At 56.9% G+C, this 17,765-nt stretch carries 18 protein-coding genes; 2 read left to right on the plus strand and 16 right to left on the minus strand.

Annotation, left to right across the window (positions count from 1 at the left end; all coding sequences use genetic code 11):
* Positions 1–8: 8 nt before the first annotated feature.
* The 6 genes from GDA65_10465 to GDA65_10490 all read right to left on the minus strand — a co-directional run bounded on the left by GDA65_10465 (position 9) and on the right by GDA65_10490 (position 5,795).
* Positions 9–2,132, minus strand: a complete 2,124-nt coding sequence (locus GDA65_10465; protein ID MBA5863115.1) for a chemotaxis protein CheA — start codon at positions 2,130–2,132, stop codon at positions 9–11.
* Positions 2,133–2,225: 93 nt separating this feature from the next.
* Positions 2,226–2,597 (minus strand): response regulator, encoded by a 372-nt coding sequence (locus GDA65_10470; GenBank protein ID MBA5863116.1) that lies wholly within the window; start codon positions 2,595–2,597, stop codon positions 2,226–2,228.
* A 37-nt stretch (positions 2,598–2,634) separates the two neighbouring features.
* Positions 2,635–3,750: a hypothetical protein gene (locus GDA65_10475; GenBank protein MBA5863117.1), complete on the minus strand. Its 1,116-nt coding sequence runs from the start codon at positions 3,748–3,750 to the stop codon at positions 2,635–2,637.
* 41 nt (positions 3,751–3,791) lie between these two features.
* Positions 3,792–4,022 (minus strand): STAS domain-containing protein, encoded by a 231-nt coding sequence (locus GDA65_10480; GenBank protein ID MBA5863118.1) that lies wholly within the window; start codon positions 4,020–4,022, stop codon positions 3,792–3,794.
* A 144-nt stretch (positions 4,023–4,166) separates the two neighbouring features.
* On the minus strand, positions 4,167–4,940 hold the full coding sequence (locus tag GDA65_10485) for an OmpA family protein (protein ID MBA5863119.1): 774 nt from the start codon (positions 4,938–4,940) through the stop codon (positions 4,167–4,169).
* 84 nt (positions 4,941–5,024) lie between these two features.
* Positions 5,025–5,795, minus strand: coding sequence for a flagellar motor protein (locus GDA65_10490; GenBank protein ID MBA5863120.1), 771 nt, complete (start codon positions 5,793–5,795; stop codon positions 5,025–5,027).
* A 129-nt stretch (positions 5,796–5,924) separates the two neighbouring features.
* Between GDA65_10490 and GDA65_10495 the strand changes: the two genes are divergently transcribed.
* Positions 5,925–6,167 carry a hypothetical protein gene (locus GDA65_10495; protein ID MBA5863121.1) on the plus strand — a complete coding sequence of 81 codons (243 nt, stop codon included), beginning with the start codon at positions 5,925–5,927 and terminating at the stop codon, positions 6,165–6,167.
* A 58-nt stretch (positions 6,168–6,225) separates the two neighbouring features.
* Here the strand turns inward: GDA65_10495 and GDA65_10500 are convergent, their stop codons facing one another.
* From GDA65_10500 to GDA65_10545, 10 genes are all read right to left on the minus strand, one after another.
* The gene (locus tag GDA65_10500; protein MBA5863122.1) at positions 6,226–6,744 is read right to left on the minus strand and encodes a chemotaxis protein CheW; all 519 of its coding nucleotides are present in this window, start codon (positions 6,742–6,744) and stop codon (positions 6,226–6,228) included.
* Between the two features lie 27 nt (positions 6,745–6,771).
* Positions 6,772–8,418 carry a HAMP domain-containing protein gene (locus tag GDA65_10505; protein ID MBA5863123.1) on the minus strand — a complete coding sequence of 549 codons (1,647 nt, stop codon included), beginning with the start codon at positions 8,416–8,418 and terminating at the stop codon, positions 6,772–6,774.
* 52 nt (positions 8,419–8,470) lie between these two features.
* Positions 8,471–10,156 carry a DUF3365 domain-containing protein gene (locus GDA65_10510; GenBank protein MBA5863124.1) on the minus strand — a complete coding sequence of 562 codons (1,686 nt, stop codon included), beginning with the start codon at positions 10,154–10,156 and terminating at the stop codon, positions 8,471–8,473.
* Positions 10,157–10,204: 48 nt separating this feature from the next.
* Complete coding sequence (gene cheB / locus GDA65_10515) at positions 10,205–11,302, minus strand: chemotaxis-specific protein-glutamate methyltransferase CheB (GenBank protein MBA5863125.1); 1,098 nt, start codon at positions 11,300–11,302, stop codon at positions 10,205–10,207.
* Positions 11,303–11,383: 81 nt separating this feature from the next.
* Positions 11,384–12,367 carry a response regulator gene (locus tag GDA65_10520; protein ID MBA5863126.1) on the minus strand — a complete coding sequence of 328 codons (984 nt, stop codon included), beginning with the start codon at positions 12,365–12,367 and terminating at the stop codon, positions 11,384–11,386.
* A gap of 87 nt (positions 12,368–12,454) precedes the next feature.
* Positions 12,455–14,350 carry a chemotaxis protein CheA gene (locus GDA65_10525; GenBank protein ID MBA5863127.1) on the minus strand — a complete coding sequence of 632 codons (1,896 nt, stop codon included), beginning with the start codon at positions 14,348–14,350 and terminating at the stop codon, positions 12,455–12,457.
* Between the two features lie 8 nt (positions 14,351–14,358).
* Positions 14,359–15,009: a hypothetical protein gene (locus GDA65_10530; protein ID MBA5863128.1), complete on the minus strand. Its 651-nt coding sequence runs from the start codon at positions 15,007–15,009 to the stop codon at positions 14,359–14,361.
* A gap of 26 nt (positions 15,010–15,035) precedes the next feature.
* A complete protein-coding gene (cheY, locus tag GDA65_10535; protein ID MBA5863129.1) occupies positions 15,036–15,416 on the minus strand; it encodes a chemotaxis protein CheY in 381 nt (126 codons plus the stop codon).
* Between the two features lie 9 nt (positions 15,417–15,425).
* Positions 15,426–16,301 carry a protein-glutamate O-methyltransferase CheR gene (locus GDA65_10540; GenBank protein ID MBA5863130.1) on the minus strand — a complete coding sequence of 292 codons (876 nt, stop codon included), beginning with the start codon at positions 16,299–16,301 and terminating at the stop codon, positions 15,426–15,428.
* Between the two features lie 98 nt (positions 16,302–16,399).
* Positions 16,400–16,630: a helix-turn-helix domain-containing protein gene (locus GDA65_10545; protein MBA5863131.1), complete on the minus strand. Its 231-nt coding sequence runs from the start codon at positions 16,628–16,630 to the stop codon at positions 16,400–16,402.
* A 204-nt stretch (positions 16,631–16,834) separates the two neighbouring features.
* On the opposite strand from GDA65_10545, the gene GDA65_10550 reads away from it, so the two are divergent.
* Positions 16,835–17,764: a P-loop NTPase gene (locus GDA65_10550; protein MBA5863132.1), complete on the plus strand. Its 930-nt coding sequence runs from the start codon at positions 16,835–16,837 to the stop codon at positions 17,762–17,764.
* Position 17,765 lies beyond the last annotated feature (1 nt).

Here is a 17,765-nt window from a genome sequence, read left to right on the forward strand (position 1 = left end):
CACGTGTCTTATGCTGCCTTCGCCGCGCCCTGACGGGCGATGTTGAGCAACCCGCGCACATCGAGAATAAACCCGACCGTGCCGTCACCCAGAATGGTCGCCCCGGCCACCCCTTCAATTTTCCTAAAATTCTGTTCCATACTCTTGATCACGACCTGCTGTTGCCCGAGGATTTCATCCACCATGACGGCGACGCGCTCGCCTTCGGTTTCCAAAATCAACAGAATGGCTTTCGTAGGATCCGAGAGTTCCGGTTCCAGCCGAAACACGTCGTACAGGCGCATGAGGGGAAGATAGGTGCCGCGAACATTGACCAGCTCCCCTTTTCCGACGAGGGTTTTAATCATCTCGCGCCGTGGCTGGATCGATTCCAGAATCGACAGGAGTGGAACAATATAGGTGTCCTTCCCGACCCGGACTGTCATGCCCTCGATGATAGCCAAAGTGAGCGGCAGCTTGAGCGTGAAGGTGGTACCCTTCCCGGCCGTGGTTTTGATGCTGACCGTGCCGCCAAGGCCTTCGATGTTGCGCTTGACGACATCCATGCCGACCCCGCGGCCGGACACGTCCGTGACCTTTTCCGCGGTCGAGAATCCGGGTTTAAAGATGAGCATCCAGATCTGCTCGTCCGACAGTTTGTCGGACTCCGTGATCAATCCCTGTTTGATGCCTTTGGCAAGGATCTTCTCTCGATTCAGGCCACGCCCATCGTCTTCCACGGTAATGCAGATATTTCCACCCTCATGAAACGCATTGAGGCGAATGATGCCCTGTTCGGGTTTGCCCGCGGCGACGCGTTCGTTCGGGGGTTCAAGACCATGATCCGCCGAGTTCCGGACCAAATGCGTCAAGGGATCGCCGATCGATTCGATCACGGTCTTATCGAGTTCCGTTTCCTCTCCAGACAGGATCAGATGAATCTTTTTCCCTGCTTTTCCGGATAAATCGCGTACCAGACGGGGAAATCGGCTGAATGCATTCCCGATGGGCACCATGCGAATGCCCATGACGCGTTCTTGAATCTCGCGCGTATTGCGCTCCAGTTGCGCGACGCGTTCCAGCAACACCGGCAGCTGAGTCATTTCGAACCGCGATCCGAGATCGCTCAGCATCGACTGCGTAATGACCAGTTCGCCGACCAGGTTGATGAGGCGATCGATTTTGACCGTGTCTACGCGAATCGACGGCGTCTCGGCTTTTTTCGACGGCGCGCTGCTTTCGGTTTGCTTTTTCAGCGCTTCAGAAATTTGTTCGGGCGTCGCGATCTTTTGCTCAACTAAAATTTCGCCGACGCGCTTCTGTTGGGATAAGGCCTGGTTGAGTTGTGACTGCGAGACGACGCCGGTCTCGACAAGAATCTCGCCCAACGGTTTCGTCCCGTCTGGCGCGTTATGGGTCTCGTGGGTAGGAGGAGGCGTATCCACAATGGTCAGGGTGCTGTCCTCACGCACAAAATCGAAGACAGCCTCGATGACTTTCAGATCTTTGGCCGTGTCTATCTCGATGGTCCAGCCCAGATAACATTGCTCGGGGTCCATTTCGGCTAACGCGGGCAAGCGGCTGGGATCCAGAGTCACGCTGGTTACGGCACCCAGATCGCCGAGCTCCTTGATGAATTGAGCAGGGTCCAATCCACGCTGAAATAAGTATCGAGGGGGAACCCAAGTAATCGTGAAGTGATGGGCTCCCTGTATCTCGGCATGACGAGGGGCGGCCGCCGAGGAATTGTGTGTGGCTATGGGCGCCCCGCCCTGGCAGGCTTCGAGTTGAGTTCCTAATGTCGCAACCTGAGCTTCGTCCGGGGGCTCGCCGGTCTTCGCGCACTCGATCAACGTTTTCAGGCAATCGAGCGACTGGAGTAGCAAGTCCGTGATTTCCACGGTCACGACCATCTGGCTGCTGCGCAGCTGGTCCAATACCGATTCCATCTTATGGGTGAACTGCGAGACGTCCGTGAAGCCGAACATGCCGCTGTTCCCTTTGATGGAATGGGCTCCCCGAAAAATGCGATTCAATAAATCGATGTCCCCCGGCCTCTGTTCAAGCTGGAGCAGGCCTTCTTCAATCGTCGTCAGATGTTCTTGGGATTCTTCGAAGAAGGCGTCTTTAAAATGGGACAGGTCAGTGCTCATGGTCTCTCCGCGTCCTTCGTCGCACGTCTGAGGCGCATTCGCGTCTTGCCGGAGGCCAGCAAGACGCGAGCGACCGGTGAGGATCGAGCTCAATCAGCCTGGCAGCACTTTCTTGATCACGGCCATCATCTGTTCAGGATTGAAGGGCTTGACGATCCAGCCGGTTGCGCCGGCCGCCTGCCCGGCTTTCTTTTTGTCGTCTGAGGCTTCCGTCGTCAGCATCAAAATCGGTGTGAACTTGAGCGCTGGCATTTTCCGGATTTCCTTGATCAGCGTGATGCCGTCCATCTCCGGCATATTCAGATCGGTGACCACAAGGTCCGGCTTGGCCCCGCCGTTCACTTTGCCGACCGCCTCTTTTCCGTTGCCGGCTTCCACCACCTGATAGCCTGCGCTGGTCAGGGTAAAAGCCACCATCTGCCGCATGGTGGGAGAATCGTCGACAACCAAGACTGTTTTCGCCATGGCGCGCTCCTTAATTCTTTCTACAAACCGGTGTTACTTAAAACAACGTGACATTCGCATCTTCAGACGGGGCATTCACGGGGGCTTCCCGTGATCCATGTCCATTGGTCGACCGAGTGAATATGGCGCGCTCGTCATCCATCGTGTAGCTACGGTCCAGGTTCGCCAGAATGTTCATCTTGACGGCGATCTGGTCATGCGGTTGTCCCTGGAGCAAGGCATCCATGATGTCGCGCACCTCGGTTAACGGCTCGATCACATGTTCAAGCTTTTGCCGCGTAATATCCTGAAACTGGAGCGACATGATGATTTGACCGACGTCTTTGGCGAGTTCATCTGAGTGCGACTTTGAATTCATGACGGCTGAATGCAAGGTGGTATTACGCTCGGCTAAACTACGGGTCATCTGGTCAAGCCGATGCTTGATGGACAGGGTCTTGCTCAGATCGACGGAGGCCAAACTTTCAACAGTCTGCATCGCCTGGGTCGTACTCCGCTGCACGTCTTTGACCATTGTATTGATGCTGCTGGCGGCCTGGCCTGAGCGATTGGCCAATTTGGTCACTTCGTCGGCCACTACGGCAAAACCGCGGCCATGTTCTCCGGCACGGGCAGCCTCAATGGCCGCGTTGAGGGCGAGCAATCGGGTTTGGTCCGCAATGAACTCGATTTCGCCGATCATGCCGGTGATGGCCTTGGTGCTGCGTTCAACCTCGTCCATGATCGTGGCGATATTCAACGCCATTTCCGACGATTTCATGACGTCACTGACAAAGCCTTCGAGCATGGTGTCGGTGGTTTTGAGGACGGTATCGAGATTCATCTCGCCGTCGCCGAAGAGGTGCATCGATTCATTGGCCTGCAATGACGCGCGCGAGGCGATCGTGCTAAACCGCCGGCCGAGGTCGGTTGCGGCCTGCTCGGTCTGATGGATCACACTCTTCATTTGAGCGTTGAGCACCGAGACCAGCGGGATGATGGAATGCCCGAGCTGCTCCCAGATCGCCTCGCGATCCGCCTGTTCCTTCAGGATTGTTTCTTGTGCGGATTCAAGCGCTCGTCTGGCAGAAGCGGTCTGGCGTTGGCACCAGATCCAGGAGAGGAAGGCGCCGAACACGAAGGCGCTGGATAGGAGCAACCAGTATGAAGTCATCGGCGGCTTTTCCCCTGCGTGATCTCGAGGTGAAACACGTGTTACGCGCCCAGGTCAGTCATTCGCGTTCGTATGGAATCGGTGATGCCTGTCAGCGCACAATGCTCCGACCGGCGAACGGCGATGAGCAATTGAATGGCGGCGGCATCCAGTTTGTCGATTTCTGAAAGATCGAGTTCCACCTGTGGATGCGCAGACAGCGCTTGTTTGATGTCCTCGCGCAGTGTGCCCACCTCGAAGATCGTCAGATCGCCAACCGGCTTCAGCGTCATACACCCGTTCCTTTCGAGAGGCGGTCGTTACCTCACGTGGTTCTGTATCGGTTCCTCTTCCAAAAATCTTTACGGGTAAAAAGTTGTATGCAGACCGTCCCTTGGGACTAAGCGGGTCGGCTGATCTGGGCCCTTAGGTTATGGTCATAGGGCCGGAGGTCCCTCATTCGGTAATAGCGAATCGAGCGTTTCCTCCGTCAGATTCTTCTCCAGCACAATGATCTCCACCCGTCTATTTTTCGTCCGACCTTCAGGCGTGTCGTTCGTCGCAATGGGTTTCGAGTCGGCAAAGCCTGTGGCGGAAAGATGTGTGACCGGGACTTCATTCAGTTCGGAGAAAATCCTGACCACCATGACAGCGCGCACGGCTGAGAGTTCCCAGTTGGAAGGAAACTGAGCCGTCCGGATCGGCACATTGTCCGTATGGCCCAACACGCGGACATGGCGATCCATTTCTATCAGGATCTGGGCCAGGGACTTCAGGAACGGCAGCGCTTCGGGGCGAACGCGCGCTTCCCCGCTGCCGAACAGAATGGATTCCGGGAGGGATATCATGATGGTGCCGTTTCCGGTTTCTATGATTTTGATGTCCGGCATTTCCAGCGCAAGCGAGGGATGAATCTTCTTGATGACTTCCTTCATGCGCCGGATGACAGGGTCGTTGGGGCTCGACATGTCGGTATTGATCATCTTGGGCTTGGAGTCGCCGACGGCGAAGGGCAGCCGGCTGGAAGGCGTGCTATTGACCGGATTCAATGCTGCTTTGATGGAATCACTGACCGTTCGATATTTGCCTTCATTGACAGACGACACCGAATACATCACGACAAAGAAGGCGAACAGCAGCGTGATGAAGTCCGCATACGACACCAGCCAGCGTTCGTGGTTTTCATGTTCTTCGTGTTTTTTCTTCGCCATGGCGTCAACCCTTGCGGGTTATGGGTGAGCTGTGCGGCCGTTCGGCACAAATTGAATTTCCGACGACGACTGGAGAATGACGCGTCACTTTTTGTCGTCCTTGGTGCGTTCGTGCGGAGGGAGAAAACTTTCAAGTTTCTCTTGCAGGAGTCGCGGGTTTTCGCCCTGAGCCAGACCGACCAGGCCCATGATCACCATCGTGCGCAGGCCGGCTTCTTCCTTGAGTTTGAACTTCATCTTATTGGCGATGGGAAGAAAGAACAGGTTGGCGAGTCCGACCCCATAGACGGTGGCCACGAACGCCACCGCGATGCCGCCACCGAGTTTCGACGGATCGGCGAGGTTTTCCATGACGTGGATCAACCCGAGCACGGCGCCCAAAATACCGACGGTCGGCGCATATCCGCCGGCGGCTTCCCAGACCTTTGCGGCATGGACGCCTTCTTCTTCATGATGCTCGACTTCGATTTCCAGGATTTCCTGGAGCAGTTTGGGATCGGTGCCGTCGACGATGAGCTGGATCCCTTTTTTGAAGAACGGGTCGTGGAGATCTTTGAGTTTGCCTTCTAGCGCGAGTAAACCCTGTTTGCGCGCCACGTTCGCGAGATCAAGGATTTGCGTGATCGTGCCCTTCACATCGTGCGGAGGGTTGGTAATCACGAGGGTGACACCGGTCAGCGCCTTGATGACGACAGACAGCGGATTCTGCACACAGCAGGCGCCAAGGGTTCCGCCTGCAACGATAATGAAGGCCGTCAACTGAAGAATGGAGCTGAGATGTCCGCCTTCGAGCGCCTGTCCGCCGATGATCGAGCCGAGGGCTACGACAATGCCCAAGATTGTGGCGATATCCACGGGTCAGTACCTCACGGCCTCGTCGCACGGTGACGTCCGGCACCTCCCCAGAATGGTGGGCTTGCGCCCACGGGAAGCGCTTTGATAGCGTGCAACCGAATCACACACGTTTTCCATGGAGGTGCTCTTGTGGGTCCTGCCGATAGCTTGATGCTCGATGCCAAACAAGCCATCCTCGATGAGCAACATCGAAAATTTCAGGTCTTGCAGAAGGAAGGCCGTTGGCCGGAAGCCATGCAACAATTCCATGTCACCCTAAACTGCGCGTCAGATGTTCTGGCAGAGTCGATTCAGTTGCTGGAACAGGTGCTCGACGCACGAAATCGCCGAGGCCCCTCCCTACCCGATTCTTCCGGACCTCACCAGCCCTGACTCGCGTCTTCCCAATCCCCTCAGAGAAGGCGGGCCTTTCCAGCCCTATCCCACCTGTTTAAGCAGCTTCCCGGGCCAGCAGTAACCGGCTCAGATCCACCAGAATCAGAAGCCGGTCGTCGATCCGGCCTACTCCCTGGGTGAACTCCGCCCCGGCCATGGTTCCCACCGAGGGCGGCGGTTCAATGGCGCTTTTTGGGACACGCAAGACCTCTTCCACCGAATCCACGATCAACCCGACCAAACGCGCCTGCACCGACACGACCACGATTCTGGTCTGGCTGGTCTGTTGCGCTCCGGTGAGGCCGAAGAGTTTGCGAAGATCCAGGACGGGAATGATGCGGCCCCTCAAATTAATGACTCCTTCCACGTAGGGCGGCGTCTTGGGCACTCGCGTCACTTCCACGATCCGGTTGATCTCCTGCACGCTCAGGACATCCACCGCGAACTCTTCGCTGCCGATCAGACAAATCACAAACTGCAGCAGATCATCGGCGGACTTCTCGAGCAGACGGTCCGCAGAATGTTCTGCGGTCACCTGGATGTGAGATTGCACCTGTTGTTCAGTCGCACTCATGCCGGGCTCCTTCTCGTAATTGGCTGCTTAGATCTTGAACCCACCCACGATTCCCTGCAATTCGACCGCCAACTGGCTCAGGTCCTGACTGGCCTTCGCCGACCCATGCGCGCCGGACGAAGACTCTTTCGTCACCTTCGCCACGTTTTCGATGTCACTGGCGATCTGTTGTGTCGCAACCGATTGTTCTTCGGAGGCCACCGCAATCTGCCGGATCATATCGGCGCTTTCCGAAACCATTCGCACGATTTGGGAGAGGGCTTCACCGGTCTTGTTGACCAGGTCCACACCTGCCGTGACTTTCTGCGTGCCCTGCTGCATCGAATCGACGGCTCCGCGCGTATCCTGCTGGATCTGGCGGATCATATCCCCGCTTTCCTTCGTGGCTTTGGTCGTCCGCTCGGCGAGCTTCCGGACTTCATCGGCCACGACGGCAAACCCCCGGCCCTGTTCGCCGGCTCGAGCCGCTTCGATCGCGGCGTTCAAGGCCAGCAAATTGGTCTGATCAGCGATATCTTCGATCGTCCGGACGATTTCGCCGATCTGATCGGACGACTTGCCGAGATCGGAGATGATGGTCGCCGAGTTCGATACCGCCTCGGACAACTGTTGCATCCCGGAGATGGTGCTCGAGACCACGGTCCCGCCTTCTTGCGCGATTCTGACCGTATCTTGCGCCAGGCCGGCCGCTTTGCCGGAATTCTGCGCGACCTGTCCGACCGTGGCATTCATCTCTTCCACGGCGGCGGCAGTCTGTGACGCATGGGACGTCAACGTAACGGTCCCCTTCGAGATCTCCTCGGCGGTGGCCGACAGCTCGACGGAGGCGGACGCGACCTTATCCGTCACGTGTGCCACCTTCTTGATCATGTGCTGCAACTTCTCGATGAATTCGTTGAGAAAGCCTCCCAGCTGTGCGAGTTCGTCCGACCCGTGTACCGGCAGGCGTACGGTGAGGTCGCCCTTACCCTCAGCTAAATCTTTGCAAACGCTGATCATCCGAGTGAGCGATTTGTGCAACAACGAGCGAAGGAGTAGACCGGCAGTCACCGCAAGCGCCAACGTTCCGCATGCAAGCAGCATCAGACTGCGAGTCCGGTCTGCGATCACGGTCGCCGCGCGCGTTTCGAGTTCGCGCGCGCCGGCGGTCGAAGCCCGCACGACATCTTCGACCGCCGATTGATGCGCCTGAAACAAGGGCGTCAAAGTGGAATCGACGATGCTTCGGGCTTTCGTTCGATCACCGGCGGAAAGCGAGGGGATGAATTGTGTGTCGATCGCGTTCAGGAATGTTTGACCTGTCGGTACCGCACGATTGAGAAGACCGTCGCGGAGTGCGCCATCGGGAAGCGCGGTTTTCCAGTAGGAGACGCGCGACTCGAATTCTGTGCGTTGTTCCGCGAACTGAAGGATCAATCGTTTCAGGCTCGCAGGGTCTCTCTCCTCGGCCATCTGATACACAGTCAATAGCGTACTCCTGACGTACAATGGAGGGGGCAGAATATCGGCCAGCAAATCTTTGCTCTGTACGATCTCTCCATAGAGAGGGCCGTTGACTTTGAGGTCGCTCAATGTCGTATAAGCGAGTGCCCCAAAGCCAAGGTATCCGGCCGTGAATATACCTATCAATAGGTACAGTCTACCTGTAATAGAGAGATCTTTGAGTAAAGACACAGGTGCTCCTACCCGCCCACTCCGTTCGATCACACGCTAACCTGCGGGCTGTTTAGATCTTGAACCCGCCCACGATTCCCTGCAATTCGACCGCCAACTGGCTCAGGTCCTGACTGGCCTTCGCCGACTCATGCGCACCGGACGAAGACTCTTTCGTCACCTTCGCCACGTTTTCGATATCGCTGGCAATCTGTTGTGTCGCAACCGATTGTTCTTCGGAGGCCACCGCAATCTGCCGGATCATATCGGCGCTTTCCGAAACCATTCGCACGATCTGGGAGAGGGCTTCACCGGTCTTGTTGACCAGGTCCACACCTGCCGTGACTTTCTGCGTGCCCTGCTGCATCGAATCAACGGCTCCGCGCGTATCCTGTTGGATTTGGCGGATCATATCCCCGATTTCTTTCGTGGCTTTGGTCGTCCGCTCGGCGAGCTTCCGGACTTCATCGGCCACGACGGCAAACCCCCGGCCCTGTTCGCCGGCTCGAGCCGCTTCGATCGCGGCGTTCAAGGCCAGCAAATTGGTCTGGTCGGCGATATCTTCGATCGTCCGGACGATTTCGCCGATCTGATCGGACGACTTGCCGAGATCGGAGATGATGGTCGCCGAGTTCGATACCGCCTCGGACAACTGTTGCATCCCGGAGATGGTGCTCGAGACCACGGTTCCGCCCTCTTGCGCAGTTTTGACCGTATCTTGCGCCAGGCCGGCCGCTTTGCCGGAATTCTGCGCGACCTGTCCGACGGTGGCATTCATCTCTTCCACGGCGGCGGCAGTCTGTGACGCACGGGACGTCAGCGTATCGGTCCCCTTCGAGATTTCCTCGGCGGTGGCCGACAGCTCGACGGAGGCGGACGCGACCTTATCCGTCACGTGTGCCACCTTCTTGATCATGTGCTGCAACTTCTCGATGAATTCGTTGAAGTATTGGCCCATCTGGGCGATTTCGTCATGGCCATCGGCCGGCACGCGCTTGGTGAGGTCGCCTTCGCCCTTGGCGATGTCGCGGGAAATCTCGCTCATCTTGGCCATCGGCTGCAGGACAATGTTGCGCAGCAGCAGATAGGTCACGACAAGAATGATCGTGACGATGGCGCCCATCAAGCCGCCCGTGTTCCACATGGAGCGATTCGAGAGTGCAATGGCCTCGGTCATCGGCACTGATAAGGTCAACATGCCCAGCACATCGCCGACCTGGTTATTGGTGTGGCAGGTCAGACAGGCAGTCGAGGAGGCCTTATCCACGGTGGCCCGGCGGAACGTGGGCACGCCGTTCACTTCGTCTCGACGCGCATAAGATTCCGCTCCGCCCATGATCGCCCTGATCGCTTCATTTTCAAAGTTGTCTTTCGGTGTATTGGATGGGTTCATGGGGTTCTGGCTGATGAGCCGAACGCTATACAATCCGGTGCGATTGGCCTCCTCGCCCATTTCACGAACGGCCGTTGCGGGGAACGGAATCGCATCGGCGACACCCGTGTGGTCTTTCACGACCTGGATGTCATTCCCGGCCTTGGATTTCTTGATCTTGGCCACATAATTCTGGGTGATGTAGGCGCGGCTGATCATGATCTGCGTGGAAATGACATTGGCACGTCCGGTCAGCATCGTATCCATCTTCGCTTCTTCGTGCTGATACAGCACCCCGAGGCCGATTGAGATGACGAGTAAGGCAACCAGAGAGATTGATAGAATAAACTTCGGCCCGATCGACATATGCTTCATCATGCTCCCCATAACTCCTCCTACCTCTCCCTGTGTGAACGGTTAAATTGACAATGCTTCTCACACCATATTCATGAGCTCGCCGATGACTTTTGAGAGCGACACCACTTTCTCCGCACAGCCTGCTTCGACGACGGCTTTCGGCATGCCGTACACGACACTCGATGCTTCGTCCTGCGCCACGGTTCGACCCCCTGCTGCCTTGATGGCTTTCATCCCCTCCAGTCCGTCATGCCCCATCCCGGTCAAAATCACTCCGATGCTCCGTTCCCCAAACAATGCGGCGACGGATTGCAGCATGATGTCGACGGACGGGGCATGGGGATGTTTTTCATAGTTGGGCGACAATTTGACCACCGATGTGGTGATGGTTTTCTTCACGATGCGAAACTGCATTCCGCCCGGCGCCACCAACACTCGCCCCGCTTTCACTTCATCGCCGTCAACCGCCTCCCGCACCTCCAGGGCGCAGAGATTGTTCAAGCGTTCGGCGAATGGTCTGGTAAACGAACTCGGCATGTGTTGTACGATGACGATGCCAGCCGGGCAGTCGGCAGGGATGGTCGGGACAATTTCAAACAAGGCTTGGGGGCCACCCGTGGAACATCCGATCGCAATCAGTTTGGTGCCGCGCGTCACGGAGACTGATCGACTGCTCAACGCCTTGGCCACAGGCACGCTGGTTTTCGGCGCTCCGGAGACGCTCAGTCTCTTCAGTTTGCTGCCCGCATATCTGGCGGCAAGAACCTTGGGCACCAGCAATTTCTGAATGTCTGCGATCCGCGAGGCCACGCCGTCCAATTGTTTGGGGATGAAATCGACCGCTCCCCATTCCAAGGCCTGCAACGTCTCTTGCGCACCTTCGACCGTCACCGAACTCACCATGATGACCGGAACGGGATTCTTGGTCATGATCTGCTGAAGTGCCTGCAGCCCCGTCATCCCCGGCATTTCCACATCCATCGTGACCACGTCGGGCTTTAACTGTTGAACCTGCTGGACAGCTTCCTCGCCGTTGCGCGCCACCCCCACCACCTGAATCTGTTTTCCCTCTTCCAACATCGTGGTGAGGCTTTTCCGCATGAAGGCGGAATCGTCGACGACCAGGACGCGAACCTGGTTCGAGGCGCTCTGCGGCTGTGTGACTGGTAGTGCCATAGGATCTTTATCGATACATCGGCTGTCCGGGAAAAAAGCTTGAATCAGCCCTCCCGGATAGACGGTGTGTGCGGCCTGGACTCAGGCGGCTTTTTTCACCTGCAGGTTCGGATTCTGAATATACAGCGCCAGTTTCTCGCCCAACATCTTCGCGTCAAACTTCGTAATGTAGTCCGTCGCGCCGACTGCCCGTCCCTTTTCCATATTGCAGGCTCCGGTCAGGGAGGAGTGCAGCATGACCGGCAGGTGCGCCAGCCTCGGGTCGGCCCGAATGTGTTTGGTCAGCGTGAATCCGTCCATCTCGGGCATCTCGATGTCGCTGAGAATGCACTGGATCTGATCCACTCGTTCTTTCCCCTCAGACGTGGCCTGATCCGCCAACGCCTGCAGCTTTTGCCAGGCCTCCCCGCCGGTCGTGGCCATCACATACGACATGGAGAGGCGGTCCAAGGCTTTGCGAATCTGCATCCGGGCCACGGACGAATCGTCAGCGAACAAAACGCATTTCGATCGCAGTTCCGGCGCGATCGTCATACCCGCGAACACATCGTCGTCCGTACGGGGACAGATATCGTTCAGGACTTTTTCCACGTCGAGAATCAGCACCATGCGGCCGTCTTCCAGCATCGTGACGGCGGTGACGGCCCCTTTGTTGTTTTCCCGGACAATCGCGGGAGGCGTCTTAATGGCAGACCAGGAAAAGCGAATGATGCGATCCACGCCAGCCACGAGGAAGCCCTGCAAACTGCCGTTGTATTCGGAAACGATCAGATACGGGTTCGCCACAGGCGCCCCGTTGATCTGCCCCTCATTTTCCATGCCGAGGCCTAAACTCCGTTTAAGGCCTACGACGGGGACCATGATTCCCCGGATATTCGCCATGCCGACAATGCGGCTATCGGCTTCCGGAATCTGGGTGAGCTCCGGCAGCTTCATCACCTCACGCACTTTGAAGACATTGATGCCGAAAATTTCGTTCGTCCCGAGCTTGAACAGCAGCAACTCCATTTGATTTGCGCCGGCCAGCCTGGTCCTGGCATCGATTTCATTGATCAGTGTGGACATACTTCCTCCGATCTCGCGCGGCCCTGTTCACCGACTCTGCTTGAACACCTGTTTCCTGTTTTCAGACCGTGGCCTGCGCCTCTTGTGTCAGGCGGCGATGCCCGGGGTATGCCAAGCTTGGGCATTTTGAACCAACTCCGACGTATCCAGAATGAGAACCACTTTGCCCTCGCCGGTGATCGTGGCGCCTGACACGCCTTTGACGGTTTCGAGATAATCCCAGATCGACTTGATGACGACTTCTTCCTGGGATCGAAGCTCATCGACGACCACTCCGACCCTGCGGTCTCCCAATGCCGCGACGACCACATAAAACCGCTCGCGGTTGGAGTCCGTTGGGATATCAAACTCCTGCGCGAGACGAATGAGCGGCAACACGCGATCGCGCAGATGCAGCACTTCGCGCCCGTTGATCGTCTTGATCTCGGAGCGCGAGATTCGAACGGCTTCGATGACGGTGCTCAAGGGAATCGCAAAAATCGAACGCTCGACTTCCACCATCAAGGCCTGAATAATCGCGATCGTCAGCGGCAGTTTGATGATGATCTGGCTGCCCTTGCCGGGCTCGGATTCCAGATCCACGCTGCCGTTGATTTTCCGAATGTTTGTGCGAACCACATCCATGCCGACGCCGCGGCCGGATACGTCCGTCACCTTTTCGGCAGTGCTGAATCCCGGCAGGAAAATCAGATTCAAAATTTCACGATGCTCCATGGTCGCGAGTTCGGCTTCGCTGATCAGCCCTTTCGCCAGGGCTTTTTCCTTGATCTTTTCGACCTGAATCCCGCGCCCGTCGTCGTTGATTCGAATGACGATACTGTTGCCTTCCTGGCTCGCAGCAATAGTCAGCTGGCCCTCCCCGGCTTTTCCTTTCGCCTGGCGTTCGGCGGGTGTTTCGATCCCGTGGTCGATCGCATTGCGCACGAGGTGCACCAACGGATCGCCGATTTCGTCGGCGACGGATTTATCAAGCTCCGTTTCTTCTCCGCGCATCTCCAGATGGACCTGTTTGTTGAGCTTTTGTGAAAGGTCCCGCACCATGCGGGGCAACTTGGCAAACACCTTTTTGATCGGGAGCATGCGGGTCTTCATCACGGCCAATTGCAGGTCGGTCGTCACCAGGTTGAGTTGCGCGAGGGTTTCGCTCAACACCCGTACCTGGGGATCGGACTCGTGCTGCTGCTCCAATTGAGTGCCGATCTTGATGAGACGATTGCGTCCGAGGACCAGCTCGCCGACCAGATTCATCACGCTGTCGAGACGTTTGGTTTCGACGCGAATGGTGGCATCTTCCTCCACCGGTTTCGGTTGTTTTTCTTGTTTGTGCAGCGCCTGGTCGAGCGCGCGCTCGGTAATGGCTTTCGCCTGGAGCAGAATTTCGCCCAGCGGCGTCTTGGGTTCCGGCTGATGTTGCTGCGCCGTGAGCGCATCGAGGACCTGTTCTTTGGAGGCCAGGCCGTCGTTGACCAGAATTTCGCCCAGCGTCGGCAGCGACACGACCGGGGCGGCCGGAGGTGGCGTCGGCGCCGCGGCTTCGACCTTCGGGGGCGCGGGGGCGGCCGCATGCGCGGCTATCGGCGCCGAGGCGGCGGCGGTTCCGTTGAGAATCTCGTCCAGTTTGGCCGCAATCGCCGCCGTGGGAACATGATTGTCCGTGCCTGATTCCCGGATGTCGGCCATGATCGCCTTAATGACGTCGATGGTTTCGAGAATGACGCTGATGATGGCCGGATTGACGGCCATTTCGGCCTGGCGCAATTTATTCAGGATATTTTCGCCGCGATGGGCTACATCCACGAGATGGTTGAAGCCGAGAAAACCGGCGGATCCTTTCATGCTGTGCATCGCGCGGAAGATCTCATTCAAGAGATCGGTGTTGTTGGGATCGGACTCCAACGTCACGAACCGCTGATCCAGCACTTCCAACATCTCGTTGGATTCAGTCAGAAAATCGTTGAGTATTTCCTGCATTTCATCGCTCATAACCCACCTCAGTTAAAACCGAATTGCTTCAGGATTTCGTCGGCCAGATCCTGATTCATGGATGTATTCTTGGTCGCTTCCAACTGCTTCAGCATTTGGCTGGCCTTGTCCTGCTCATTCTTCGCGGCCTGCTTTTGATAGGGGCCGAAGACCACCACGAGCTGCAACAATTTGTGTTCGACTTCTTGCAGGATGGTGACGAGCTTGTTCACGCTCTGCGCCACCAGGTCCTGAAATGACAATGCCGTCATGATATCGAGCAGCCGTTTGTCGTCGGCGCCGATGGAACTGCCGATCGCTTGCATCTGCTGCAGCAGCGCGGGCGCCGCCTGAATTTTCTGCAAGGCAATCGTGAGGTCCTTGATCATGCCGCTGAGCTTCAGGTGGTTGTCCTGAATGGCTTCGACTTCCAGCAGGACTCGATGGGTCCCCTGCTCGGTCATCGTCTTGAGATTCGTGAGGTGGGTTAACGCTTGCGGCAGCTGTTCGGTAGAGGTACTGACCGGCGCGCTGAATTCGGACAGCGTCTTCATCGTCGTATCGATGAAGCGGGCCAATTCGCCGAGTTCTTCATACAGCTTGGTATCCGGCGCCTTCTCAGTCGTCTCATCTTCATCGACCGGGTGTTGTGTTTTTGCCGCCGCGCGTGGTTGTGCCATTATCCCCCCCACCGGTTAAGAGTCGATTACTTGAAAATCTTGTTGATTTTGTCCTGCATCGTCTCTGCGGTGAACGGCTTGACGACATAGTTGCTAACGCCGGCCTGCACGGCTTCCATAAGATTTTCCTTCTGGGCTTCGGCCGTGACCATCAGAACCGGAATTTTTTTCAAGCTTTCATCCGCGCGGATCGCGCGCAGCATGTCGATGCCCATCATGACCGGCATGTTCCAGTCGGAGACGACGAAGCCATAGGTATCCGCTTTCAGTTTGGTCAATGCTTCCTGGCCGTTTTCCGCCTCTTCTAGATTGTTGAAGCCGAGTTGCTTCAAAATGTTCTTGACGATCCGCCGCATGGTGGACATGTCGTCAACAACGAGAATCTTCATATTTGGATCAGCCGGCATGGGTCCTCCTTACTGTTTCTCATGAATAACTGAACGGCCCGCATGAATGGTTTTGAAATGCCCTGCCTTGTCGAGCAGGGTCTCGGAAAATCCGATCATCAGGTAGCCCTTCGGCCGGAGGGCATCGCGCAGGTCCGATACGATCTGCGCCTTGGCTTTCTCGTCGAAATAGATGAGGCAGTTGCGGCAAAAAATGATATCGATCCCGCGGATCAGTTTCAGCCTGGGACGGTCGTACAGATTGACATTCATGAACCGCACCATGTCCTTCACCGGCTGCGCCAACGTCTGTTCTTCCTTTTTTCCGGTGAAATAACGCGCGAGCATCGCCGGAGGAACCTTCCGCAACGAATGGGATGAATAGGTGGCTGTCCGTGCGATGTTCAGGACATTCTCACTGATGTCGGTCGCCAGGATATCGATGGTCCAGCCGGCAAGCGGAGGATAGTCGCGAAGCAGCAGCGCAAGGGTGTACGGTTCGTCACCGGTCGAGCAGGCGGCGCTCCAGATGCGAAGTTGTTTTGTCTGGGCGTTTGTTTTCATGACTTCCGGAATCATCACTTTCATAAACGTGTCGAGCTGAGCTTCATCGCGAAAAAAGTAGGTTTCATTCGTGGTGATGACTGTGTACAGCTCGGTGATTTCCCGGTCCCGGTAGGCATCGAAGCGCAAAAAGTTGAGATAGTTTTCGAATGTCTGACAGCGGCACGCCTTCAAACGAGGGAGCAACCGGCTTTCGAGCAGGTACGTCTTGTTATCCTGAAAATGAATGCCGGTCATCTCATAGATGAGATCCCGGAGCTGCTTGAATGTGTCCGGGTTCAGCTTTGGCGCGGGCAGCTCCGTTTTTCTCACCGTGTTTGTCTCGGCCATCGCGTACCTCATGTGAACCGCTAGAGATGAGCTCAAACAGCGGACACCCCTGGGAGTCCGCACCGCTCACGTGTTGTCGGGCCCTGCATGGCGGTCTCTTCGCGGAGAGATCAGTGGTGCTGGGTCCGGCTGTGTATCCATTCGTGAATGTCGCGTCGGAGGAACCGCCAGTGCTTTCCGATTTTGGAGGCAGGCAATTCTCCCAGACGCGCGAGTTTATACACCGTGGATTTCGGCACGCGCAGGAACCGTGCAACTTCCGACACGGTGAGAATCTCGCCTTCCGACGCCGATACACTGTCGAGGCTGACGTTGGTTGTGGGCGTAAGAGCGTTGTTCATAACGGATATGGTATCGGTGGGCGCCATCTCAAACTTTAGTTGCCGGTTCTTGAACGATGGGGTTTAATAAGGGACAGGTTGCGAGCCGACCGGTACGGTTCTCCCAAGAGGGCTCGTTCCGCTCAGGTTTCTGGCCTGAAACCGCATGAATAAGCCGGGCTAGCGCAGACATCGCAATCGCACATCAGACTGAGAGAGATCCGGATGGCTACGATCGTTTCGATAGGATCAGGCAAAGGCGGTGTTGGAAAAAGTGTCATTGCCGCCAATCTGGCCATGTTATTGGCCAAACGGGGCCAGCGCGTGGTGCTGGCCGATCTCGATGTGGGTGGCGCCGATGCCCACATCCTGTTTGGCCTGCTGAATCCTCCTCGCACCCTGACCGATTTCGTCGAGCGGCGGGTGGAACGGCTGGAAGAGGTTCTTCAGCCGATCTCGGCCCACCCCTTCCTGCAGCTCCTGCCCGGCACCGGGGATACGCTGGCGACCGCCAATCTGCCCTATGCCAAGAAAAAGCGCCTGATTCGCCACTTTTCCCAGCTGCAGGCTGACGTTATCCTTGTCGATATCGGCGCCGGCACCAGTTACCATGCGCTGGATTTCTTCCTCATGGCTGACCGGTACCTGACGGTGGCGACGCCGGATCCGACATCGGTCCTCGATCTGTACCGATTCATCAAATTGGCCGCGATTCGGCGTGTGTTATCGGGATTCTTGTCCAGGGACGCCGTGAGCGAGGCGCTCTCGGATCGCGATTTCGCCAGCATCGACGAAGTCATCCAGGCCGTGGGCGAGACGGATCCGAATGCCAGGGAAACAGCCAGCCGGACCTTGCAAGGGTTTCAGCCCCACCTCATCGTGAATCGCGTCTCCGGCAAATCGCGCGTGAATGTGCTGCAGTTGAAAAAGCTATTGAAGGAATATGTCGGGGGAGACTTGACGATGCTGGGCGAGATTCCCGACGATCCGGCTATGACCCGCGCAGTTCGCAGTTATCTGCCCGTGGTGGAATTCGAGCCCACCGCGCCTGCATCCGTCGCGCTGAACGGCGCGGCAGATGCGCTCTTGATTGAACTCAACCGACCCTCGCCGATACCTGCCGAATCTGTCCCCTCACCGGAGCGGGCTGCATAGC

The sequence above is a fragment of the Nitrospira sp. CR1.1 genome, from assembly GCA_014055465.1.
GTDB lineage: Bacteria > Nitrospirota > Nitrospiria > Nitrospirales > Nitrospiraceae > Nitrospira_A.

Coding starts and splice junctions, on each gene's coding strand:
- GDA65_10465 (MBA5863115.1), bottom strand. CDS start 2,132: ATGAGCACTGACCTGTCCCATTTTAAAGACGCCTTCTTCGAAGAATCC.
- GDA65_10470 (MBA5863116.1), bottom strand. CDS start 2,597: ATGGCGAAAACAGTCTTGGTTGTCGACGATTCTCCCACCATGCGGCAG.
- GDA65_10475 (MBA5863117.1), bottom strand. CDS start 3,750: ATGACTTCATACTGGTTGCTCCTATCCAGCGCCTTCGTGTTCGGCGCC.
- GDA65_10480 (MBA5863118.1), bottom strand. CDS start 4,022: ATGACGCTGAAGCCGGTTGGCGATCTGACGATCTTCGAGGTGGGCACA.
- GDA65_10485 (MBA5863119.1), bottom strand. CDS start 4,940: ATGGCGAAGAAAAAACACGAAGAACATGAAAACCACGAACGCTGGCTG.
- GDA65_10500 (MBA5863122.1), bottom strand. CDS start 6,744: ATGAGTGCGACTGAACAACAGGTGCAATCTCACATCCAGGTGACCGCA.
- GDA65_10510 (MBA5863124.1), bottom strand. CDS start 10,156: ATGGGGAGCATGATGAAGCATATGTCGATCGGGCCGAAGTTTATTCTA.
- cheB (MBA5863125.1), bottom strand. CDS start 11,302: ATGGCACTACCAGTCACACAGCCGCAGAGCGCCTCGAACCAGGTTCGC.
- GDA65_10520 (MBA5863126.1), bottom strand. CDS start 12,367: ATGTCCACACTGATCAATGAAATCGATGCCAGGACCAGGCTGGCCGGC.
- GDA65_10525 (MBA5863127.1), bottom strand. CDS start 14,350: ATGAGCGATGAAATGCAGGAAATACTCAACGATTTTCTGACTGAATCC.
- GDA65_10530 (MBA5863128.1), bottom strand. CDS start 15,009: ATGGCACAACCACGCGCGGCGGCAAAAACACAACACCCGGTCGATGAA.
- cheY (MBA5863129.1), bottom strand. CDS start 15,416: ATGCCGGCTGATCCAAATATGAAGATTCTCGTTGTTGACGACATGTCC.
- GDA65_10540 (MBA5863130.1), bottom strand. CDS start 16,301: ATGAGGTACGCGATGGCCGAGACAAACACGGTGAGAAAAACGGAGCTG.
- GDA65_10545 (MBA5863131.1), bottom strand. CDS start 16,630: ATGAACAACGCTCTTACGCCCACAACCAACGTCAGCCTCGACAGTGTA.
- GDA65_10550 (MBA5863132.1), top strand. CDS start 16,835: ATGGCTACGATCGTTTCGATAGGATCAGGCAAAGGCGGTGTTGGAAAA.